The organism is Streptomyces sp. NPDC104814 (assembly GCF_055583185.1).
On the sequence record NZ_JBVJOL010000015.1, the window covers coordinates 1 to 18278 of the forward strand.

Below are 18278 nucleotides of genomic sequence, written 5' to 3' on the forward strand. Positions count from 1 at the left end.
AGGAGCAGCTCGATCCGCTCCCGAGCCGTCAGCTTGCCCTTCGCATGCTGCGCCGCGGTCGCCTTCTCGCTCGGACCGGCCAGCGCCTGGGCACGCAGGGCTTCGAGTTCTGCGACCCGCCCACGGGCGTCCGCCGGGCTGACCGCGCCTCCCTCGGGGAGGTTCATCATGATCGTCACGACAACTCCGTTCCGTCCGTCAGCGCGGGCGCGGCGGATCACAGAGCCTCACCATAACAAACCGCCTACGCGGTTTTAAGGGTCCGTCGCGCCTTTGATGGTGTCGTCCGTTCGAACCGGCCGTCAGTCGTCCGGGCGGTCGGTGCCGGCCGCGGGTCGGTGCCGGCTGCGGGTCAGTGCCAGCTGCGGGGGGGCCGGTAGTCCGTCGGCCGCCAGTGGGCGGTCTCGCGTTCCGCGGCCGGACGGGTCCGTTCCCCCCGGTCGCCGAGCAGGGACACCAGGGTCAGGGCCACCGCGGCCAGTTCCTCGTCGGTCGGCTGTCCGCGCTCCACGCGCAGCACGGTCTCCGTGTGCTTCACACCGCTCACAGCGCCTCCTCGGTCTGCGACCACCGTCCGCCGCGGCGCTCAAGGAACACTCGGACAGCGCTCGAAGAACGGCACAGAAGGCCGCGCGGCGACCGGCGGGGCCCGGAAACAGCACTTCGCCCCGCCGCACAGCGACGGGGCGAAGGAACACGAGGCAATCCGCCAAAGGGAGCGCGGAGTTCTGGTGAGCGGTCCGGGTGGCAGCGCCGTCAGCCCGCGGCCGGCCCCAGGATCACGGGCAGCGCGGTGTACCCGTTGACGATGAAGGAGGCCACGGGCTCCAGCGTCTCCACGGGGACCGCCAGTTCCATGCCGGGGAAGCGGTCGAAGAGCGCCGAGAGCGCCACGGTGGCCTCCAGCCTGGCCAGCGGCGCCCCCAGGCAGTAGTGGACCCCGTGCCCGAAGCCCAGGTTCTCGCGGCGGTCGGTGCGCAGCAGGTCGAACACCTCGGCGTCGTCGCCGTACTGCTCCGGGTCCAGGCCGGGCGCGCCGAAGGAGACGAGGATGGGGTCGCCCTTCTCGATCAGCACCCCGTCGAGGTCGATGTCCTCCAGGGCGTACCGGAGGGGAAGGTAGGCGGCGGGGTTCTGGGTCCGCATGGTCTCGGCGACGACGTCCTCCCAGTCCGCGCGTCCGGAGCGGACGTGTGCGAGCTGCTCGGGGTGGGACAGCAGGGCGGCCACGGCGTTGCCGATGAGGTTGACGGTCGACTCCATCCCCGCGGCGATCATGAGGTTCAGGGTGCCCACCAGTTCCTCTTCGGTCAGCCCCTTCCCCTGGTCCTTGGCCGCGATCAGGGCGGACGTCAGGTCGTCCCCGGGCTGTTCCCGCTTGAGGGCCACCAGTTCGCCGAGCATCTGGAAGACCTTCATCTGGGACGCCGTCGTCTCCTCCGGCGTCGCCGCGGTGTTGAAGGTGGTGTCCACCGCGGCACACAAGGTGTCCGTGTCGCTCTCCGGGACGCCGAAGAGCGCGCATATCACCTTCATCGGCAGCAGCTTGGCGAAGCAGGCCCGCAGGTCGACCTGTTCCCCCGCGGGCCGGGAGGCCAGGTCGTCGAGCAGGGCGCCGACGACCTCAGCTATCCGGGGCCGCAGGTTCTCGGTGCGCCGCATGGTGAAGCCGCCCGCCACCAGGCGGCGGAGTCTGGCGTGCCGCTCCCCGTAGGCGAACAGCATGTTCTGCGCCGCCACCCAGTAATAGAGCGGCCACTCCTCGGTGATGCGCCCCTCGACGAAGGCGGGCCAGTGCTGGGCGTCCTTGGAGACCCGCGGGTCGGCGACCAACTGCTTGACGTACCGGTGACCGGTGACCGCCCAGACCCTCACGCCTCCCGGCAGTTCCACCTGCACCGCGGGACCCTGCTCGCGGAGCATGGCGGCCTCGCCGGCCAGGTCCCGGCCCGTGGCGTCCAGCGCGTACGGGCAAGCAGTCATTTCCATCCGTGCACTCCGATCGGTTCGTCGTGATGTCACGTTCCAATGCATTTGCGCACGGGGGGACCGCTGTACCCCGTTCCCATCCCCCCCGTGATGGATCATGTGCCCGCGGCCGTCAGCCGTCCACGCCGGCCGCCTCCAGGGCTCCCTGCTCCCGGCGCTGCTCCATGGCCGCCTCGTACACCCTCGCCGCGCGGTCCGGTGAGAAGTCCAGCCGGACGAGCACTCCGGGCACGGCGATCGCGGTCATCAGGGTCCGGTGGAGATCGACCACACGTTCGGTGATGTCCGCGTGCCGGGTCAGGATGTTCGACAGGATCTGAATGCCGGTGAAACCGCCCACGAACATCTTGGCGACGGAGTCGACGTCGACGTGCGGAAGGAGTTCTCCGTCCGCCTTCGCCTTGCCGAAGAGGCTCACCCCGTGGTCGATCCAGGCCTGCATCGGCACCCGCCGGTCGAGCCCGTCCGCCGGGGAGCCCTGGTCCACGGTGAGCCGGATGCTGCCCCGGACCAGCGGATCGCCCCGGTTGAGCAGGTAGGCCAGCAGCAAGGACTCGTCCACGATCTGCTGCAGGGTCAGATCGCCCCTGCGGACCTCGGGCACCGCCCTGAGCTGGCTGGCCAGCACCTCCTGGGCGAGTTCCTCCTTGGACGTGAAGTGGAAGTAGAGAGCACCCTTGGTGACTCCGGACCTCTTGAGGATCTCCGCAATGGTCGCGGCTTCGTATCCGACCTCGTCGAAGACTTCGGCGGATGCGGCGACGATCGCGTGTCGAGTCCGAATGGCTCGCTCCTGCCGCGCCATGGTTGACCTCCTGACGACTATCGGCCGGCCGACTGAACTAAACCGGCGAGTACGTATCTTAGCGGCGGAAGCCTCCATGGTTCGCTCAACCTGCCGTTGTCATGTGCCCGGCGCACCATGCCCCCGAGGGACCGCGTAGGGACAGGTCAAGAATAAAACCATCCAGCCGGTTTAGCAATGGTCCGCACGGTCCCGCGTCGGCTCCACACCGTTGCGACCCGCCAACAGCCCCGTAGCGCAAGCGGAATGGCTGTCGCCGATTTCTGGCGAGCCGGGCGATCAACGCCCCGGGATCCCGGTCTCCTGTGACACAGGCCACTCGGAAACCGTGACGATTCATTGAAAGAAAACCGGTGGGTCCGTATCTTAAGGGCCCTGCGCTTCGTGCTTTTTCCGGACCAGCGTATGCGGAGAGGCCTCATGACCCTGCTCACTTTCCAGAAGCAAGCCCCCCGACGCGCGGGAGTCGTCGAGCACCCGGACATCACCCTTCCCGAGGAGAGACCCGGCACCGCCCCTGCCGTGCTCGACGCCCTGCCCCGGCAGGACGCCGCCCGCCTCGCGCCCGGTTCCGCGGACCCCACCACGGGTGACCTGACCTACCTGCTCTTCGACCGCGGTGAACGCGACCGCGTCCACACCCCCTGGCGCCGGCTCATCGCCGGCGAGGACTTCCGCTACCGGCCCGGACTGACGCCCGCTCAGCGCACCGCCCTCTCCTACAACCGGCTGCGTCAGCTCAACAACGCCGTCGACCACGCCGCCGACCTGGCCCGCGACCCGCAGCGGCTGGCGAGCCTGCACGAGTGGACCGGGGTCGTCGACGGCGCGCTGGGCACCCTGGCGGGCATCCACTACAACCTGTTCCTCGGAAGTCTGCTGGACCACGACGGCGCCGAGGGCCGCGACCTCTCCGAGTTCTCCTCGATGCGGCGTACAGGAACGTTTCTCTGCACGGAGCTGGACCACGGCAACGACGCCTCGTGCCTGCAGACGACCGCCACACTCGACCGCGAGAGCGGCGGGTTCATCCTGCACACGCCGACCCCGGGCGCGCAGAAGTTCATGCCCAACACGAGCCTGGCGGGCGGCCCGAAGAGCGCCCTGGTGGCCGCCCGGCTCCTCGTCGACGGGCAGGACCAGGGCATCTTCCTCTTCCTCACCCCGCTCAGCGGCGCCGGCGGCATGCTGCCCGGCATCCGGGTCCGCTGCCTTCCCGCACGCACCGGCAGCCCCGTCGACCACTGCCTGACCTCGTTCGATCAGGTGCGGCTGCCGCGCGAGGCGCTGCTGGAGGCCGAGCACGGACGCCTGGACCCCGAGGGAGAGCTCGCCAGCCCCCTGGGCAGCCGGCGCAAGCGGTTCCTGCACTCCATCGGCCGGGTCACCGCAGGGAAACTGTGTATGAGCGGCGCCGGCATCGGCGTCACCAGGGCCGCCCTGGCCATCTCCGTACGTCACGCCCACCACCGCCACATCGGCGGACCGAAGGCCGGCGAGCGCATACCGCTGGCCGCGCACCGCAGCCACTCCGGCCCGCTGCTGCAGGGGCTCGCGACCGCGTACGCCATGACCTTCCTGCACCGCGCCGTCGTCACCCGCTGGGTGGGACACGACGCCACCGACCGGGACGTCGTCGAGCGGATGGTGGCCATCGCCAAGGGCTGGATCACCTGGCAGGCCCGCAGCATCACCCTGGAGTGCCGTGAACGGTGCGGCGCCCAGGGTCTGTTCTCGGTCAACGCGCTCGCCGACTTCCCCCTGAACCTGGAGGGGACCATCACCGCCGAGGGCGACAACCTCGTCATCTGGCTCAAGGCCGCCGGCGAGATGCTCTTCCAGCACCGCACGCGCCGGCCCGGCGCGGCCGGCCAGGACCGGCACCCCGGCCGGCAGAAGGACCTGACGGACCTGCGTTTCCTGCGTGACCTGCTCGCCGAGGCGGAGGCCCTGTGGCAGGAACGCGCCCGCGCACAGCTGCGTCAGGGCCCCGCCGGCAACTCCCTGGGCCGCTGGAACACCGCGTCGTCCTCCGCCCTGAAGATGGTCTCCGTCCACGCCCCGCTCCAGGCCGCCGACGCCTTCCTCGAGGCGATCGACCGGGCGCTGGACCCGACCGCGCACACCCTGCTGCAGCAGCTGTGCCGGCTGTTCCTGCTGCACCAGCTCGCCGGGCACACCGGCGACCTGCTCGCCGACGGCCATATGACGGCGGATCAGGTGCGCGCTCTGCCCGCCGCCGTCGATGCCGTCACCGCCGAGCTCACTCCGCACATGATGACCCTGGTGGACGCCTTCGACCTGCCGGCCGAATACCTCGCCTCGGTCCCGCTCGCCAACAGCTCCTGCGCCGCCGACTTCGACCGCCTCGTCGACAGTTACTGAGCGCCGCTCGCACGAACAGTACGCACGGGGGAAGCCCGGCCGATCCGGCCGGGATTCCTGCTGCTCACAGCGGCAGGCTCAGGCCCAGCTCCGGCATCGCCGACGACGGCGGACCGCCTTCGGAGCGAGCGGTCTTGCGGCCCTTGCTGCCCGGCGCAAGCGTGCGCGGGTCCACCGCCTCCGCGGGAGCCCCGGTGGCGTACAGCCCTTCGGGGGAGCTGTCGCGGTCGTGCGGGAGCAGCCAGAAGACCCGGCGGCGGAACGTACCGGACGAGCGTGAGGGCTTGGCACTCGGGCCGAGCAGCGCGTATCCGACCATGCGGCCGTCGCGGTGGTAGGCGGGCTTTCCCCGACGGGTCGGCAACCGGTCCAGGCTCTGTCGTACGTAGTCCAGTTCGCCGATGTCCTCGAGCCAGATGAGGTCGATCTCATGGATGATCTCGTCCTCTGCGATGAGGGCGCTCATGCCGTCTCCTGGTCAGCAAGCAGTCCGATGCCCGGGTAGTACTTCCGCTGGTTGGACAGGATCATCTCCTTGGGCGAGGCCAGCCCCACCGCTTCGCGGACCCTGGCCGCGAAAGCCCGGGAGGAGATGGCCGGTGCCCCCTCATTGTGGCACCAGGTCTTGTAGGCCGCGTAGAGCGCCGCCTGTTCCGCGCGCAGCTCCGGCTGGATCCGGCAGGCTTCGCCGAGGAAGCGGCCGGTGTGGTCCTCGGTCTCGGCGTACGCGGTGGTGGCGATCCGGACCCGTTCGGGACCGGTGAGGTCCTTCTCGCCGGCCAGGTAGCGGCGGGCGCCCTCGATGAGCCAGTTGAGGATTCCCGGGCCCTCCTCGGTCACCAGGATGTCCGCGAGGTTGTCGATCTTGCGGTCGTCGGAGACGACGCGCTCGAACGGGATCAGCCGCATACGGCGCCAGAACGCGAAACCGCCCGTGCCTACTTCCGGGCGGTGGTTGCCCAGCAGCCACAGCTTGTGCGTCGGCTGGAAGCTGAAGAAGTCCTGCCGCATCCGGCGTGCCTTGATGCGGTCGCCGCCGGTGAGGAGCTTGACGCGGGCCTCGTCGAACTTGTCCCCGGGCTTCACCTCGCTGCACACGATGACCCGGCGGCCGTGGAGTTCGGCCAGATCGGTGGGGTGGCCCTCGTAGGGGCGGGACATCAGGAAGCCGGGCGGCGCGGCGTCGGCGTAGTCGCCGAGCAGCTTCATCAGGACGTCCAGCAGGACCGACTTGCCGTTCTTGCCGGAGCCGAACAGGAACGGCATGACCTGGCCGCCGACATCTCCGGTGATCGAGTAGCCCAGCAGCAGATGCAGGAAGCCGGCCATCTCCGCGCCGTCGGGTCCCTCGCCGAAGGTGTCGGCGAGGAAGCGGTGCCAGCGCGGTGTGGGCATGGGCTGCGGGGCCGCGCTGGTGGAACGGGAGTGGAAGTCCTTGTCGGGGTCGGGGGTACGGATCAGGCCCGTACGCAGGTCGACGACCCCGGCGGGGGTGCACAGGGCGTAGGGGTCGGCGTCCAGCCGGGCGGCGTTGAGCACCATGCCGGGGGCGCTCTTGGCCTGGGTGAGCATGGCGTTCATGCCGCTGGTGCTCAGGGCGCGGCGGCGGTGCTGCTGCAGCGCGGCACTGGTGAACACCCCGCGCGGGTCGCTGGAGGCGATGCTCTCGGCCAGGTCGCCCGCGGCCCACAGGACGGTGTCGTCCTCGTCGATCTGCCAGCGGGTGCTGTCCCAGCGGTACCAGCCGAGGCCCGGGACGTGCCGGTAGTCGTTGGCGTACAGCTTCACGAACAGCTTGGCGTTGCCCCGGTCGGTGAGGGTGTCCGGCAGCAGGCCCGCGGCGGTCGCCTCGCCGTCGGGTGACGCCTGGACGGGCGGCGCAGGGTGGCGTGCGCCGCTCTCGCCTGCCTGGGCGGGCAGCGGGGCGGGAACGTGGGCGAGGATCTGCGCGGCGACCGCCTGGGCGTCGAAGAGGGCGTTGTCCTGCTGGGAGGTCATGCGCGGCCTCCCGGGGAGAACGGCCGCAGGGAACCGGCGTTCAGCCCGCTGCGGATGATGGCGCCGTAGCGGCGCTGCTGTCCGGGGCGGGCCTGCTCGGCGGCGTCCCTGAGGGCCTGCTCGGCGGCTCCGGCCGTCAGGTGCCCGGCGGCGACCAGGCCACCGGCGGTGTAGGCGGCGCGGTTGAGTTTCATGGAGAACGCCGCGCCCTCGGGGACGGCCGCGCAGGCCGCCACTTCGCTCAGTACGGCGGCCAGGGCCCGGCCGGCGGCGTCCTGCCCGCCTCCGGCCGCGAGGACCGCCTGGCGGGCCCGGGGCGGCACGGGACGCGGCGCGGGCACATGGGCGGGCGGCTGGTGCCCCGTACGGTCCAGCTCGTGTGCCAGCCAGGAGGGCAGGGGCGCGGGCTCGCGGACCGGACCGACGGGCGTGTAGGTGCCGGCCGTGGTGGTGGTCCCGGGAGCGACGATGTACCCGCCGTGGGCGCGGACGTCGACCTGCCAGGCCAGGGCGCGGCCGCTGCCCGACCCGGTGGAGCACTGCCAGCGGTGGCTGCTCTGCGCCCGGTACCACACGTGCAGCCCTCCGGAGGGGGTGCGCACCCGCAACGTGGTGTCGTCGTCCGCCGGGCTGGGGGCGCCCCGCAGGGCGGCCAGTACGCCGAGGACGTGGAAGCCGTTGGCCAGTCCCGCCAGGTCCACGGCGGTGGGAATGGGGATGCCGGGGAGCAGCCGGTCGCGGTCGGGTAACTGCTGTTCGTGCGCGTCGATGTCGATGACGACCAGGCCGGCCGGACCGCAGGCGACCCCGACGCCGAAAGCGGGGACGCGCGACCACCACTGCTCGATGCGGGAGAAGTCCACGGTGGCCGCGTGGAAGCCGTGACACCAGCGGCCGGCTCCGAGGCACGCGCACCCTTGACGGGTGTGGCCGGGCCGACGGCACGCCTCGCAGTTCGCCGCGGGCGTCTTGCGTCCCGGTGCCAGCGGATGGACCGGCCACCCACGGCCGGCGCACCACCTGGCGATGGCCAGGTTCCGCGCGGCACCTGCGGGCGAGGACTCGGACCGCACTGAGTCGCTGCGCGAAAGCCACAGGTCATGAGCCATTCGCATCCCCCCGTCAGCGACTGAAGCGACTCAACGACGAACACAGATTAGCGAAGCCGTGGTGATCCAGGGCTTCCTGGGGAAGAAACATCCCGCCGCGTCCGGTGGGGATACGCCAGCGACTGAAGCAACGAACGGCCAGCGACTGGAGTTCCTTCGGTCGCTCCGTCAGCAGCTCCAGGAAACACCAGGTCAGACGCCGTAGGCAAACCAGAACAGCGACTGAAGCGACTCAAGGTCCCTATATATGACGCGCACGCGCACACACGCGCACGCGCGAATGTCTTGATATACCCGGACCTTGAGTCGCTTCAGTCGCTGATCGACCGACAGACCCCCTCTGACCTGCACGTTTCCCTGAGACCGACGAGCGACCGACACGCGCTTGGGTCGCTGATGTTCAGTCGCTGCGCCCTATGCGGCCCCTTCCGGGCCCAGCGACCGAACAGCGACCGACGCTCTCCGAACCCCGTCAGCGACCGAAAACACCTCGAGCGAGAGTGGAGCGAAGGTGGAGCGGATCTGCAGACGCCCCCCGAGTTCGGTCGCTTGGGTCGCTACCGACGCAGACACAAGCCGGGGCAGTGAGGCGCCCCCGAGGATCAGGTCCCCGGGGGCGCCTCACTGCCCCGTGATGACGTCGGGTCAGCGGCTGACGGCGGCCGACTCCGCGTGTTGTTTGGCGAGGTGGAGGGTGTTGGTGGAGTTGCGGCCGAGTGCTTGGCGCAGGTAGTGGCGGGTTTGTTCGAGGGTGGCGTGTTCGCCGAGGACGGTGGTGATGGTGTCTTCGCGGATGACGACGCTGTGGTGGGAGGTGACGGTGACGCCGGTGGTGTCGGGGGTGACGGTCCATTCGCCGGTGTGGGCGTCCATGAGGGCGGGGGTGGCGGTCTGCTTGTAGACGATGCGTCCGGCGTGGGGGAAGCAGACGCGGACGGAGGTGGTGGTGTGGGTGCTGCCGTCGGCGGTGGTGGTGTCCATGGTCATTTCCTGGACGCCGGGGGTGTCCTCGGTCAGGTCCAGGCGGGAGACGTGGGGGATCAGCTCGGGCCAGTCGCCGACGCGGTAGAGGAAGTCGTAGACGAGCTCGGCGGGCCCGTTGACACGCACGGAGTCCTCGAAGGACAGCACCAGCTCGTCCAGCCGACCCCACCGCTCCGCGAGGGCCTTGAGCCGGCCGAGCTCCGCCCCGCTGTTGCCGTCCGTGGCCCGCTCCACCCACTCGACGTCCTCGGGCCGGTCACCGGCCACCGTGAAGTCGTGCAGCAGCGTCAGCCGCGAGGAGTTGTCCCCGAGCTCCTCGACGATCCACGTGCCGCCCATCCCGGTGAGCGGGGCGGCCGGTATCTCCTGGCGGAACTCGATGCGCCGCGCGGCGGGATCCAGCGTGCGGCGCGACGTCCAGGACTTGACCGCGCCGTTGGCGGTCGCCCACATGCGCAGCCGCTCGCTGGTTCCGTCGAACTCCAGCCGCTCCACGTGCACGTTCGGCGGGAAGAACAGCGGCCACCGCTCCGTGTCCGCGATGAACCCGTAGACGACAGCCGCCGGCGCGGCGATCTCCACGTCGTGCGCTGTGCGGTGAACCTGTTCAGCCGGCACCTTCACTACCCTTCTCGTGGTCGGGGCCGAGGCCCCGAAGCTCAGAAATTGCCCAGTCCGCCGCAGACGTTGAGGGCCTGCGCGGTGATCGAGGCGGCGGTCTCCGTGGCCAGGTAGCCGACCAGTCCCGCGACCTCCTCAGGAGTGGAGTAACGGCCGAGCGGGATCTTCGCCTCGAACTGCTCCTGCACGTACTCCTGCGTGGTGTCCCACGCCGCGGCGTAGCCCTGGCGCACCCGCTCGGCCATCGGCGTCTCGACGTAGCCGGGGCAGACCGCGTTGACGGTGATGTTGGAGGGGGCCAGCTCCTTGCCGAGCGCCTTGGTGAAGCCCACGACTCCGTGCTTGGAGGCGCTGTACGGGGCGCCCAGAAGGACGCCCTGCTTGCCGGCGGTCGACGCGATGTTGATGATCCGGCCGTAGGGCGCCTCGCTCATGCGGCCCTTCTTCAGCACCTCTCGCGTCAGCCGGAACACGCTGTTGAGGTTGGTGTCGATGACGTCGTCCCACAGCTCGTCGGAGATGTCGGCCGTGGGACCGCCTCCGCTGCGCCCGGCGTTGTTCACCAGGATGCCGATCGGGCCGTAGGCTTCGACGGCTGCGGCGACGAGCGCCGTCACCGACTCCGGGGAGCGGACGTCGGCCGCGATGCCGTCGGCGTCGATGCCTTCTTCCCGCAGGTCCTCCACGGTCTGCTTGACCTGCTGCTCGGTCCTCGAGCACAGGAAGACCCGGTGGCCCCGGCGGCCCAGTTCGCGGGCCACCGCCAGGCCGATACCGCTCGTTCCGCCGGTGATCAGCGCGACGGGCTTCGTCGTTGTCGTCATCGGTTTCCTTCCGGGAGCGCCTTGGTGACCTCGACCGTGACCGCCCCCACTCGAGGTCCGACGGAAGGGCACTCAACTGCCCTGCGGCCGCCGCCGGTTCGCCGCCCGGCCGGGCCTCCACCGCCCGTCGATCGCAGGCGGCTTGAGGGATCTTCCAACCGCATGCGACCGCTCCCCTCCAGGCTGGCGGCCGACCGTATCCAGCCGGCCGTATCCAGCAGAAGGAGCACCCATGACGCTCGCCCCCGAACTCGCCCCGAGCACCGCCTGGTCCGCCCCGCTGTACGCGGAGGTCCAGCAGTTCTACGCGCACCAGATGCAGTTGCTCGACCTCGGTGAGGCCGAGCAGTGGGCGCTGACCTTCACCGAGGACGCGACGTTCGCCGTGCCGACCCTGCCCGAGCCGGTGCGCGGGCACGCCGGGCTGATCGCGGCGACCAGCCGCAGCGCGTCCGAGCTCGCGGCGGCCGGACAGCGTCACCGCCACTTCATCGGCATGTTCGACGTCCGTCCCCGGCCCGACGGCGCCGTGGACGTCCGCTCCTACGCGATCGTGTACGCCTCGCAGATCGGCGGCGAGTCGCGGGTGCACCGTGTGTGCGTCTGCGAGGACGTCCTGGTGCGCCGCGACGGCGGACTGCGGGTCCAGGCCCGCACAGTGACCCGTGACGACCTCGCCTGAGCACCGCTCCACCGGCACCCGGCCGCCTCTCCACTCCGGCCGGTCAGCCTCTGCCCTAAGAACCGACTGCCACCCGATGGGGGTTTCCCGACATGACGCAGACGACGATCGCCCGGCCGGAGGTCTCGGCCCTTCAGCAGGCCGTCCAGGGCGCCGCTGACCGGCTCGTCGAAGCCGGAGCCGCAGGCGTGCAGTTCCGGGTCGCCCGGGGGGACGAATCCTTCGTGGTGACGTCCGGCATCGCGGAGCTCGGCACCGACCGTCCCGTTCCCGCCGACGGCCGCTTCCGCATCTCCTGCATCACCAAGCCGTTCGTGGCCGTCGTGGTGCTCCAGCTCGTCGCCGAGGGCAAGGTCGACCTCGACCGCACCGTCGAGAGCTACCTGCCGGGCCTGCTGCCGTACGGCGAGAAGATCACCATCCGCAACCTGCTGCAGCACACCAGCGGCCTGTACAACTACATGGACTCGTTCCAGAAGCCGGGCGACCGCTTCCTGCGCGACCGCTACAAGCACTACGAGCCCGAGGACCTGATCGCCATCGCGGCCGCCAAGCCGCTGGAGTTCGAGCCGGGCAGCAAGTTCGCCTACTGCAACACCAACTACTTCATCATCGGCCTGCTCATCGACAAGGTGACCGGCCGCTCCTACCGCGACGAGATCCGCGAGCGGGTCCTGGAGCCGCTGGAGCTGAAGGAGACCGTCCTGCCCGGGGACGACCCCAACATCCCCGAGCCCCACGCGCGCGGCTACATGCAGATCGGCGGCGAGCCGGTGGACGTCACGCTGATGAACCCCTCCGAGGCCGGCTGCGCGGGCGAGATCATCTCCACCACCGCGGACCTGGACCGCTTCTTCTCCGCGCTGTTCAGCGGCAAGCTGCTGAACGAGCCGGAGTTCACCGAGATGACCACCCCTCTGCCGCCCGAGATGATCGAGAACCTGCCGATGGGCATCGGCTACGGCCTGGGCATCATGAAGCTCGAGAACGACGACGCCCTCGACCTGTGGGGCCACGGCGCCGGCATTCCCGGCTACGCGACCTTCGCGGCCACCACCCGTGACCTGAGCGCCCGCGTGCAGCTGTCCTTCACCATCGGCGACAAGGACTTCGGGCCCGACGCCGAGCAGGCCGTCATCCGCGGCGTCAACATCGCCCTGTGCTCGTGAGGTCACGGTGACGGATTCCGCGGAAAGGGCTGTCGAAAAGGCCGTCGTCGTCACGGGCGGCGGTACGGGAATCGGTGCCGCGACGGCCCGTGCTTTCGCCGACAGCGGTGCTCATGTGCTCATTGTCGGCCGCAGAGAGTCGACGCTCAAGGAAACCGCGGACGGTCATGACCACATCCGCGTCCTGGCGGCGGACATTCACGACCGTGACGCGCCCGAACTCATCGTGAATACGGCACTGCGTGCATTCGGTCGGCTCGACGTCCTGGTGAACAATGCGGCCGTCACCGGATTCGCGTCCCTTGGGGATCTGGACCGCGACTCCGTGCGCGCCCAGCTCGGCACCAATCTGATGGCCCCGGTGTTCTTGACCCAGCGGGCGCTGGACGCCCTGGAGGCGAGCGGCGGTGTCGTCGTCAACGTCAGCTCGGCGGGCTCGCTGGGCCGCCGGGCGTGGCCGGAGAACTCCGTGTACGGCATGGCGAAGGTCGCCCTCGACTTCCTCACCCGCACCTGGGCGGTGGAGCTCGCCCCGCGCGGCATCCGCTCGGTCGGCATCGCGCCGGGCGTCGTGGACACCGGCGTCGGCGTGCGGGCCGGGATGCCCGCGCAGGCGTACGAGGCGTTCCTCGGCGAGATGGCCGGGCGGATCCCCTCGGGGCGGGTCGGCCGGCCCGAGGACATCGCCTGGTGGATCGTCCAGCTCACCCGGCCGGAGGCCGCCTACGCCAACGGCACGGTCCTGGCGGTGGACGGCGCGCTGTCCGTGACCTGAGCCGCGGCGCGGTCGTGCGGAAAGGCCCCCGGTTTTCCGGGGGCCTTTCGGTGTCTGTCGGCCGGCCGACGGTGCGTGCGGGGGGCCGTGGATGCGTCAGCGGGCGACCGTGGCCGTGACATAGCGGACGGGGACGTCGATGTGGACCAGGCCGTCCGCTCCGCGCAGGGCGTCGAGCGCCGCGATGAGCCGGGCGCGCAGGGCGGCCGCCTCGTCGGCCGGCAGGTGCTGCCACAGCAGGCGCATGCCCTGGGTGTGGGACCAGTCCACCCAGGCCTCGCCGGAGCGGGCCGTCATGTCGACCGACTCGTCGACGACGCGGACGTCGGCGAAGCCGGCCGTGCGCAGCGCGGCCGTCAGGTCCGCCGGGTCCTCCAGCCAGGAGTGGAGCTGCCGCTGGAGCTGCTCGGGGTGCCAGGCGGGCGGCAGGTGGCGCAGCAGGGACATCGGGATCAGGTCGGTGAACAGCGGCGGCAGGAACGGGAAGGTGTCGCGGGTGAACACCGGGCTGGTGAAGGCGATCCGGCCGCCGTCGCGCAGCAGGCCGGCGTAACGGGCGAGCGCGGCGCGGGCGTCGGGCAGGAAGATCACGCTGTAGCTGCCGAGCACGAGGTCGAAGGTGCGTGCGGGCAGGTCGGGGTGTTCGCCGTCCATCACCCGCAGTTCGACGTTGCCGATGCCCTGCCGCGTCGCCTCACGCCCGGCCTCCTCGATCATGGCCTCGGCGATGTCGATGCCGAGCGCGCTGCCGTGGGGGCCCACCAGCCGTGCAGCGGGGAGCAGGGTGGCGCCCAGGCCGCAGCCGACGTCGAGGAGCCGCTCGCCCGGGCGGGGGGCGGCGATCTCCACCAGCCGCTCGCCCATCGGCGTGAAGAATTCCACTCCCAGCCGGTCGTAGGTGGCCGCGGCCCCGTTGAAGGCGGCGGTGACTTTCGTCTTGTAGGTCGTTGTGTCCGTGTCCATGTGCCACATGCTGGGGCCCACGCCCCGCGTACAGCTGGAGAATTCTTCGAGGATCGGTGGACGGCGGCCGCATCCCGCCTGGAAAACAAAGGGATTCGGCCGGACCCGGCCATTCTTCCCTTGCCCGGCCCCGGCGTTCGCACACAGAATACGGCCATGAGCCGCCGCTTTTGCCAGGCCGCCGTGGAGGGAATTCGATGAGTAGCCACATAACCGCTGTGCGCCGCATGATCGAGGCGTACAACACCGGTAGAACCGAGGACGTCGCGGAATACATTCACCCGGAATACCTCAACCCGGCGACGATGGAGCACATGGACCTGCGCGGTCCCGATTCCTTCGCGATGGCGGTCAAGTGGCTGCGCATGACGTTCTCCGAGGAGGCGCACCTGGAGGAGGTGCTGCTGGAGGAGCGCGGCGACTGGGTCCGCGCGCACCTCGTCCTGTACGGCCGGCACGTCGGCGACCTGGTGGGCATGGCGCCGACCGGCCGCCGCTTCTCCGGTGAGCAGATCCACCTCATCCGCCTGGTCGACGGCAAGATCCGCGACCACCGTGACTGGCCCGACTACCAGGGCACGTACCGTCAGCTCGGCTCGCCGTGGCCGCAGCCGCAGGGCTGGAGGGCGTGACCATGATCCTCGTCACCGGAGCGACGGGCAAGGTCGGCCGGGAGGCCGTCGAGCAGCTCACCGCGCAGGGCCTGCGGGTCAGGGCGCTGAGCAGGAAGCCCGAGGAGGCGGGTCTGCCCGAGGGTGTGGAGGTCGTGGCCGGCAGCCCGGCCGACCCCGCCTCGCTGACCGCGGCGTTCGCCGGCGTCACCTCCGCGCTGGTCGTGCTCTCCGGCGACGTGGCCGGTGAGGCCCGCAACGTCGCCGGGGCCGCCGCGGCCGCGGGCGTCGAGCACATCGTGTTCCTGTCCTCGGCGAGCGTGCTGCACCCGCTGCCGCACGGCATCGCCGAGGAGCACCGGGCCGCCGAGGAGGCGATCGCCGCCTCCGGTGCCGCCACCACGTTCCTGCGCCCCGGCCCCTTCCACGCCAACACCTCCTGGTGGATCAGGACGATCCGCGACAGCGGCTCGGTGCGCTGCTGGATCGGCGACAACCCGGGCGCGCCGATCGACGAGTACGACATCGCCTCCGCCGCCGTCGCCGCGCTCACCCGGGACGGGCACCGCGGCAAGGCGTACGTCCTCACCGGCGGCGAGGTCCTCACCTCCCGGGAGCAGGCCGGCATCCTCGGCGAGGTCCTGGGCCGCGAACTGAGCTTCTCCGTGGCACCGCAGGAGGAGGTCGTCGAGGTGTTCGCCGGCATCACCGGTGACCGCCCGGCGGCCGTCACCAACGTGGCGGCGCTGCACAGCCCCGAGGTGCCGTGGGCGAAGCCCACGACGGCCGTGAAGGACCTGACCGGCCGCGACCCCCGTCCCTACCGTGCCTGGGCGGCCGCCAACGCCGCGCTGTTTCGCTGAGGAAAGGCGTACGACATGACGACGACCGAGGCGAACGGCCCCGTCCTGGTGATCGGGGCCACCGGACTGCAGGGCGGCGCCACCGCACGGGAACTGGTGCGGCGCGGCCGCGACACCGTGGCGCTGGTGCGTGACCCGCAGTCGGCCGGGGCCCGCGCGCTCGCCGCGCTCGGGGTGCGGCTGGTCACCGGTGACCTGGACGACGAGGCGTCGCTGCGCGCGGCCATGGAGGGCGTGCGCGCGGTGTTCTCCGTGCAGAACTTCATGACGCCCAAGGGTCTGGGCGGCGAGGTCCGGCAGGGCCGCGCGGTGGCCCGGGCGGCGAAGGCCACCGGCATCGCGCACGTGGTGTACAGCTCGGTGGGCGGCGCGGAACGCGACAGCGGTGTGCCGCACTTCGACTCCAAGCGGCACATCGAGCGCTACCTGGCCGACCTGGGCGTGCCGACGACGGTGCTGCGCCCGACGTTCTTCATGGACAACTTCGCCGCGCACGGCCCGCGGAACGTCGACGGCACGCTCGTGGTGCAGCTGGCGCTGAAGCCGGACACCCGGGTGCAGTTCATCGCCGTGGACGACATCGGCTACTTCGCCGCCGAGGCCTTCGACCGGCCGCAGGAGTACCTGGGGCGGGCCGTGGAGCTGGCGGGCGACGAGCTGACGGCCACCCAGATCGCGGAGGCGTACGCCGCCCGCAGTGGTCTGCCGGCCCGTTTCGAGGAACTGCCGCTCGACGCGGTGGCGGCCAACCCGTACATCCCGAACGGCCCTGAGATCGCCCTGATGTTCGAGTGGTTCCAGGAGCACGGCTACCGCGCGGACATCCCCGCGCTGCGGGCCGCGCACCCCGGTCTCCAGACGTTCGCGACCTACCTGAAGGGCATCGACGTCTGACCGTCTCCGCCTGCGTGCGCGCCGGTGGCCCCTCCCCCGACGGGGAAGGGGCCACCGGCGTTCAGGTGCGCGCTCCGCGCAGGTCTTGCGCGGTCTGCGCGGTCTGCACGGTCTGCGCGGTCTGCTCGGCCTGCGCGGTCTGCTCGGCCTGCTCGGCCTTGCGCGGTCTGCGGCGGCCTTGCTCGCTCTGCGCGGCCTCGCGCCGTCAGGCGCGGCAGGTCGGCAGGCGGCCGTGGTAGGCGGTCATCTCCCGGAACAGGGCCGGGATGTCCAGCGCCTCCCCCGGCGCCGCGCCGCGCTCCTCCGCGTAGGCCCGGTGCAGGTTCGGCACCAGCCGTTCGGCGTCCAGCAGGTCCGCGAAGGGCCCCGGCCCGGCGGCGCGGGCCAGCTCCAGCGGGCTCAGCCCGTCGGCGACGCCCTGCCGGGCGAGGTCGCGCAGCCGGTGGAAGTACGCCTCGTTGGCGTCGAGCACCTCAGGACCGCCGACCGGTCCGTGGCCGGGCACGACCACCAGCGGGTCAAGACCGCGCATCCGCTCCAGTGCGTCCAGGGAACCGCTGACGGACCCCATCACGCAGAACGGGGTCACGCCCGACATCACCAGGTCACCGGTGAACAGCACCCGCTGCTCGGGCAGCCACACCGCGGTGTCGTTGGTGGTGTGCGCGGCCGGGCCGAGGTGCAGCAGCTCGACCCGGACCCCGTCGGCGTGCAGGGTGAGCGCGTCACGGAAGGTGACCTCGGGCAGGGCGAGTTCGATGTCGCCCCAGCACACGTCCGGCCACAGGGACGTCAGGTGCAGGCCGGCCATCGCCATGTCGGAGCGGGTCCGCTCGTGCGCGATGACGACGGCCTCCGGGAAGAGGTGGTTGCCGAAGGTGTGGTCGCCGTGGAAGTGCGTGTTGACCAGCGTGCGCGGCGCGGCGCGGGCGACGCGCAGCACCTCCTCGCGCAGCCGCCGCGCCCGGGCCTCGGTCGCCGCCGTGTCGACGAGCACACCGCGGCCGCCGTCACCGGTGATCAGGCCCGCGTTGTTCAGGCACCAGCCGCCGTCGGGCTGTACGAAGGCGTACACCCCGTCAGCGACCTCGCTCAGCTCCCCCGCGAGAGCGACGGCGGTGCTCACAGCACGTCCGAGGGGACGAAGCCCAGCTCCTTGAGCATCGGCAGGTAGTTGAAGACGTCGTAGTGCTCGATGATCCGGCCGGCGTCGTCGAAGCGCAGCTCCTCCAGCATGAACCAGCTGACCTTCTTGCCGGTGGGGGCCTTGCCCATGAACTCGCCGAGGTGGGTCGCCGTCACGGTGATCCGCAGGATCACCCGGTCGCCCTCGGAGACGGCGCTCTTGACGTCCAGGTGCAGGTCGGGGAAGGCGGCGAGACCGCCCTGCATCGCGCCGATCATCTGCTGGGTGTCGACGGGGCGGTCCTCGGAGAAGTGCCGGATGTCCGGCGCCCAGTGCTTGAGGATGCCGTCCAGCTCCCAGCGGTTCCAGGCGGCGGCGCAGTCGAGCGCGATCTGCTTGTTGCGCTCCTGGACGGACGGCTCGGTCAGCGTCGTGGACATGGTGGTTCCTTCGTGTGGTCGGGTGGGGTGGGGCGCGGCA

The 18278-nt window shown here is 70.9% G+C and carries 18 protein-coding genes; 7 read left to right on the plus strand and 11 right to left on the minus strand.

Annotation, left to right across the window (positions count from 1 at the left end):
* Nucleotides 1–352: 352 nt before the first annotated feature.
* The 3 genes from ACZ64A_RS33940 to ACZ64A_RS33950 form a co-directional block, all read right to left on the minus strand.
* Complete coding sequence (locus tag ACZ64A_RS33940) at nt 353–547, minus strand: acyl-CoA carboxylase subunit epsilon (protein ID WP_469815784.1); 195 nt, start codon at nt 545–547, stop codon at nt 353–355.
* A gap of 209 nt (nt 548–756) precedes the next feature.
* The gene (locus tag ACZ64A_RS33945; protein WP_469815785.1) at nt 757–1989 is read right to left on the minus strand and encodes a cytochrome P450 family protein; all 1233 of its coding nucleotides are present in this window, start codon (nt 1987–1989) and stop codon (nt 757–759) included.
* 112 nt (nt 1990–2101) lie between these two features.
* Nucleotides 2102–2794, minus strand: coding sequence for a ScbR family autoregulator-binding transcription factor (locus ACZ64A_RS33950; RefSeq protein WP_469815786.1), 693 nt, complete (start codon nt 2792–2794; stop codon nt 2102–2104).
* A gap of 420 nt (nt 2795–3214) precedes the next feature.
* Between ACZ64A_RS33950 and ACZ64A_RS33955 the strand changes: the two genes are divergently transcribed.
* On the plus strand, nt 3215–5179 hold the full coding sequence (locus ACZ64A_RS33955) for an acyl-CoA dehydrogenase (RefSeq protein WP_469815787.1): 1965 nt from the start codon (nt 3215–3217) through the stop codon (nt 5177–5179).
* A gap of 64 nt (nt 5180–5243) precedes the next feature.
* Here the strand turns inward: ACZ64A_RS33955 and ACZ64A_RS33960 are convergent, their stop codons facing one another.
* From ACZ64A_RS33960 to fabG, 5 genes are all read right to left on the minus strand, one after another.
* The gene (locus tag ACZ64A_RS33960; RefSeq protein WP_469815788.1) at nt 5244–5645 is read right to left on the minus strand and encodes a DUF6009 family protein; all 402 of its coding nucleotides are present in this window, start codon (nt 5643–5645) and stop codon (nt 5244–5246) included.
* Entirely contained in the window at nt 5642–7177 is a 1536-nt protein-coding gene (locus ACZ64A_RS33965; RefSeq protein WP_469815789.1) for a DNA primase family protein, read from the minus strand. The genes ACZ64A_RS33960 and ACZ64A_RS33965 overlap by 4 nt, the downstream gene beginning before the upstream one ends.
* Nucleotides 7174–8286, minus strand: coding sequence for a bifunctional DNA primase/polymerase (locus tag ACZ64A_RS33970; protein ID WP_469815790.1), 1113 nt, complete (start codon nt 8284–8286; stop codon nt 7174–7176). The genes ACZ64A_RS33965 and ACZ64A_RS33970 overlap by 4 nt, the downstream gene beginning before the upstream one ends.
* Nucleotides 8287–8931: 645 nt before the next feature.
* Complete coding sequence (locus tag ACZ64A_RS33975) at nt 8932–9888, minus strand: aromatase/cyclase (RefSeq protein ID WP_469815791.1); 957 nt, start codon at nt 9886–9888, stop codon at nt 8932–8934.
* A 41-nt stretch (nt 9889–9929) separates the two neighbouring features.
* Complete coding sequence (gene fabG / locus ACZ64A_RS33980; protein WP_469815792.1) at nt 9930–10715, minus strand: 3-oxoacyl-ACP reductase FabG; 786 nt, start codon at nt 10713–10715, stop codon at nt 9930–9932.
* Nucleotides 10716–10947: 232 nt separating this feature from the next.
* On the opposite strand from fabG, the gene ACZ64A_RS33985 reads away from it, so the two are divergent.
* From ACZ64A_RS33985 to ACZ64A_RS33995, 3 genes are all read left to right on the plus strand, one after another.
* Nucleotides 10948–11397 (plus strand): nuclear transport factor 2 family protein, encoded by a 450-nt coding sequence (locus ACZ64A_RS33985; RefSeq protein ID WP_469815793.1) that lies wholly within the window; start codon nt 10948–10950, stop codon nt 11395–11397.
* Nucleotides 11398–11489: 92 nt separating this feature from the next.
* Nucleotides 11490–12566, plus strand: a complete 1077-nt coding sequence (locus ACZ64A_RS33990) for a serine hydrolase domain-containing protein (protein WP_469815794.1) — start codon at nt 11490–11492, stop codon at nt 12564–12566.
* A 7-nt stretch (nt 12567–12573) separates the two neighbouring features.
* A complete protein-coding gene (locus ACZ64A_RS33995) occupies nt 12574–13341 on the plus strand; it encodes an SDR family NAD(P)-dependent oxidoreductase (protein ID WP_469815795.1) in 768 nt (255 codons plus the stop codon).
* Between the two features lie 96 nt (nt 13342–13437).
* On the opposite strand, the gene ACZ64A_RS34000 is transcribed toward ACZ64A_RS33995, so the two are convergent.
* Nucleotides 13438–14304, minus strand: coding sequence for a class I SAM-dependent methyltransferase (locus ACZ64A_RS34000; RefSeq protein ID WP_469815796.1), 867 nt, complete (start codon nt 14302–14304; stop codon nt 13438–13440).
* Between the two features lie 197 nt (nt 14305–14501).
* On the opposite strand from ACZ64A_RS34000, the gene ACZ64A_RS34005 reads away from it, so the two are divergent.
* From ACZ64A_RS34005 to ACZ64A_RS34015, 3 genes are read left to right on the plus strand one after another with little or no spacing between them, the layout of a single operon-like run.
* The gene (locus ACZ64A_RS34005; RefSeq protein WP_469815797.1) at nt 14502–14936 is read left to right on the plus strand and encodes a SnoaL/DnrD family polyketide biosynthesis methyl ester cyclase; all 435 of its coding nucleotides are present in this window, start codon (nt 14502–14504) and stop codon (nt 14934–14936) included.
* On the plus strand, nt 14906–15778 hold the full coding sequence (locus tag ACZ64A_RS34010) for an NAD(P)H-binding protein (protein WP_469815798.1): 873 nt from the start codon (nt 14906–14908) through the stop codon (nt 15776–15778). The genes ACZ64A_RS34005 and ACZ64A_RS34010 overlap by 31 nt, the downstream gene beginning before the upstream one ends.
* A gap of 15 nt (nt 15779–15793) precedes the next feature.
* Nucleotides 15794–16672: an NmrA/HSCARG family protein gene (locus ACZ64A_RS34015; protein WP_469815799.1), complete on the plus strand. Its 879-nt coding sequence runs from the start codon at nt 15794–15796 to the stop codon at nt 16670–16672.
* A gap of 205 nt (nt 16673–16877) precedes the next feature.
* Here the strand turns inward: ACZ64A_RS34015 and ACZ64A_RS34020 are convergent, their stop codons facing one another.
* Together ACZ64A_RS34020 and ACZ64A_RS34025 are read right to left on the minus strand one after the other, a co-directional pair.
* Nucleotides 16878–17798: an MBL fold metallo-hydrolase gene (locus tag ACZ64A_RS34020; RefSeq protein ID WP_469815800.1), complete on the minus strand. Its 921-nt coding sequence runs from the start codon at nt 17796–17798 to the stop codon at nt 16878–16880.
* Nucleotides 17795–18238: an ester cyclase gene (locus tag ACZ64A_RS34025; protein ID WP_469815801.1), complete on the minus strand. Its 444-nt coding sequence runs from the start codon at nt 18236–18238 to the stop codon at nt 17795–17797. The genes ACZ64A_RS34020 and ACZ64A_RS34025 overlap by 4 nt, the downstream gene beginning before the upstream one ends.
* Nucleotides 18239–18278 lie beyond the last annotated feature (40 nt).

What these genes read in the sequence shown, in the direction of transcription:
- ACZ64A_RS33945 (WP_469815785.1), bottom strand. Translation starts at nt 1,989, where the DNA reads ATGGAAATGACTGCTTGCCCGTACGCGCTGGACGCCACGGGCCGGGAC.
- ACZ64A_RS33950 (WP_469815786.1), bottom strand. Translation starts at nt 2,794, where the DNA reads ATGGCGCGGCAGGAGCGAGCCATTCGGACTCGACACGCGATCGTCGCC.
- ACZ64A_RS33955 (WP_469815787.1), top strand. Translation starts at nt 3,215, where the DNA reads ATGACCCTGCTCACTTTCCAGAAGCAAGCCCCCCGACGCGCGGGAGTC.
- ACZ64A_RS33960 (WP_469815788.1), bottom strand. Translation starts at nt 5,645, where the DNA reads ATGAGCGCCCTCATCGCAGAGGACGAGATCATCCATGAGATCGACCTC.
- ACZ64A_RS33965 (WP_469815789.1), bottom strand. Translation starts at nt 7,177, where the DNA reads ATGACCTCCCAGCAGGACAACGCCCTCTTCGACGCCCAGGCGGTCGCC.
- ACZ64A_RS33970 (WP_469815790.1), bottom strand. Translation starts at nt 8,286, where the DNA reads ATGGCTCATGACCTGTGGCTTTCGCGCAGCGACTCAGTGCGGTCCGAG.
- fabG (WP_469815792.1), bottom strand. Translation starts at nt 10,715, where the DNA reads ATGACGACAACGACGAAGCCCGTCGCGCTGATCACCGGCGGAACGAGC.
- ACZ64A_RS33985 (WP_469815793.1), top strand. Translation starts at nt 10,948, where the DNA reads ATGACGCTCGCCCCCGAACTCGCCCCGAGCACCGCCTGGTCCGCCCCG.
- ACZ64A_RS33990 (WP_469815794.1), top strand. Translation starts at nt 11,490, where the DNA reads ATGACGCAGACGACGATCGCCCGGCCGGAGGTCTCGGCCCTTCAGCAG.
- ACZ64A_RS34000 (WP_469815796.1), bottom strand. Translation starts at nt 14,304, where the DNA reads ATGGACACGGACACAACGACCTACAAGACGAAAGTCACCGCCGCCTTC.
- ACZ64A_RS34005 (WP_469815797.1), top strand. Translation starts at nt 14,502, where the DNA reads ATGAGTAGCCACATAACCGCTGTGCGCCGCATGATCGAGGCGTACAAC.
- ACZ64A_RS34015 (WP_469815799.1), top strand. Translation starts at nt 15,794, where the DNA reads ATGACGACGACCGAGGCGAACGGCCCCGTCCTGGTGATCGGGGCCACC.
- ACZ64A_RS34025 (WP_469815801.1), bottom strand. Translation starts at nt 18,238, where the DNA reads ATGTCCACGACGCTGACCGAGCCGTCCGTCCAGGAGCGCAACAAGCAG.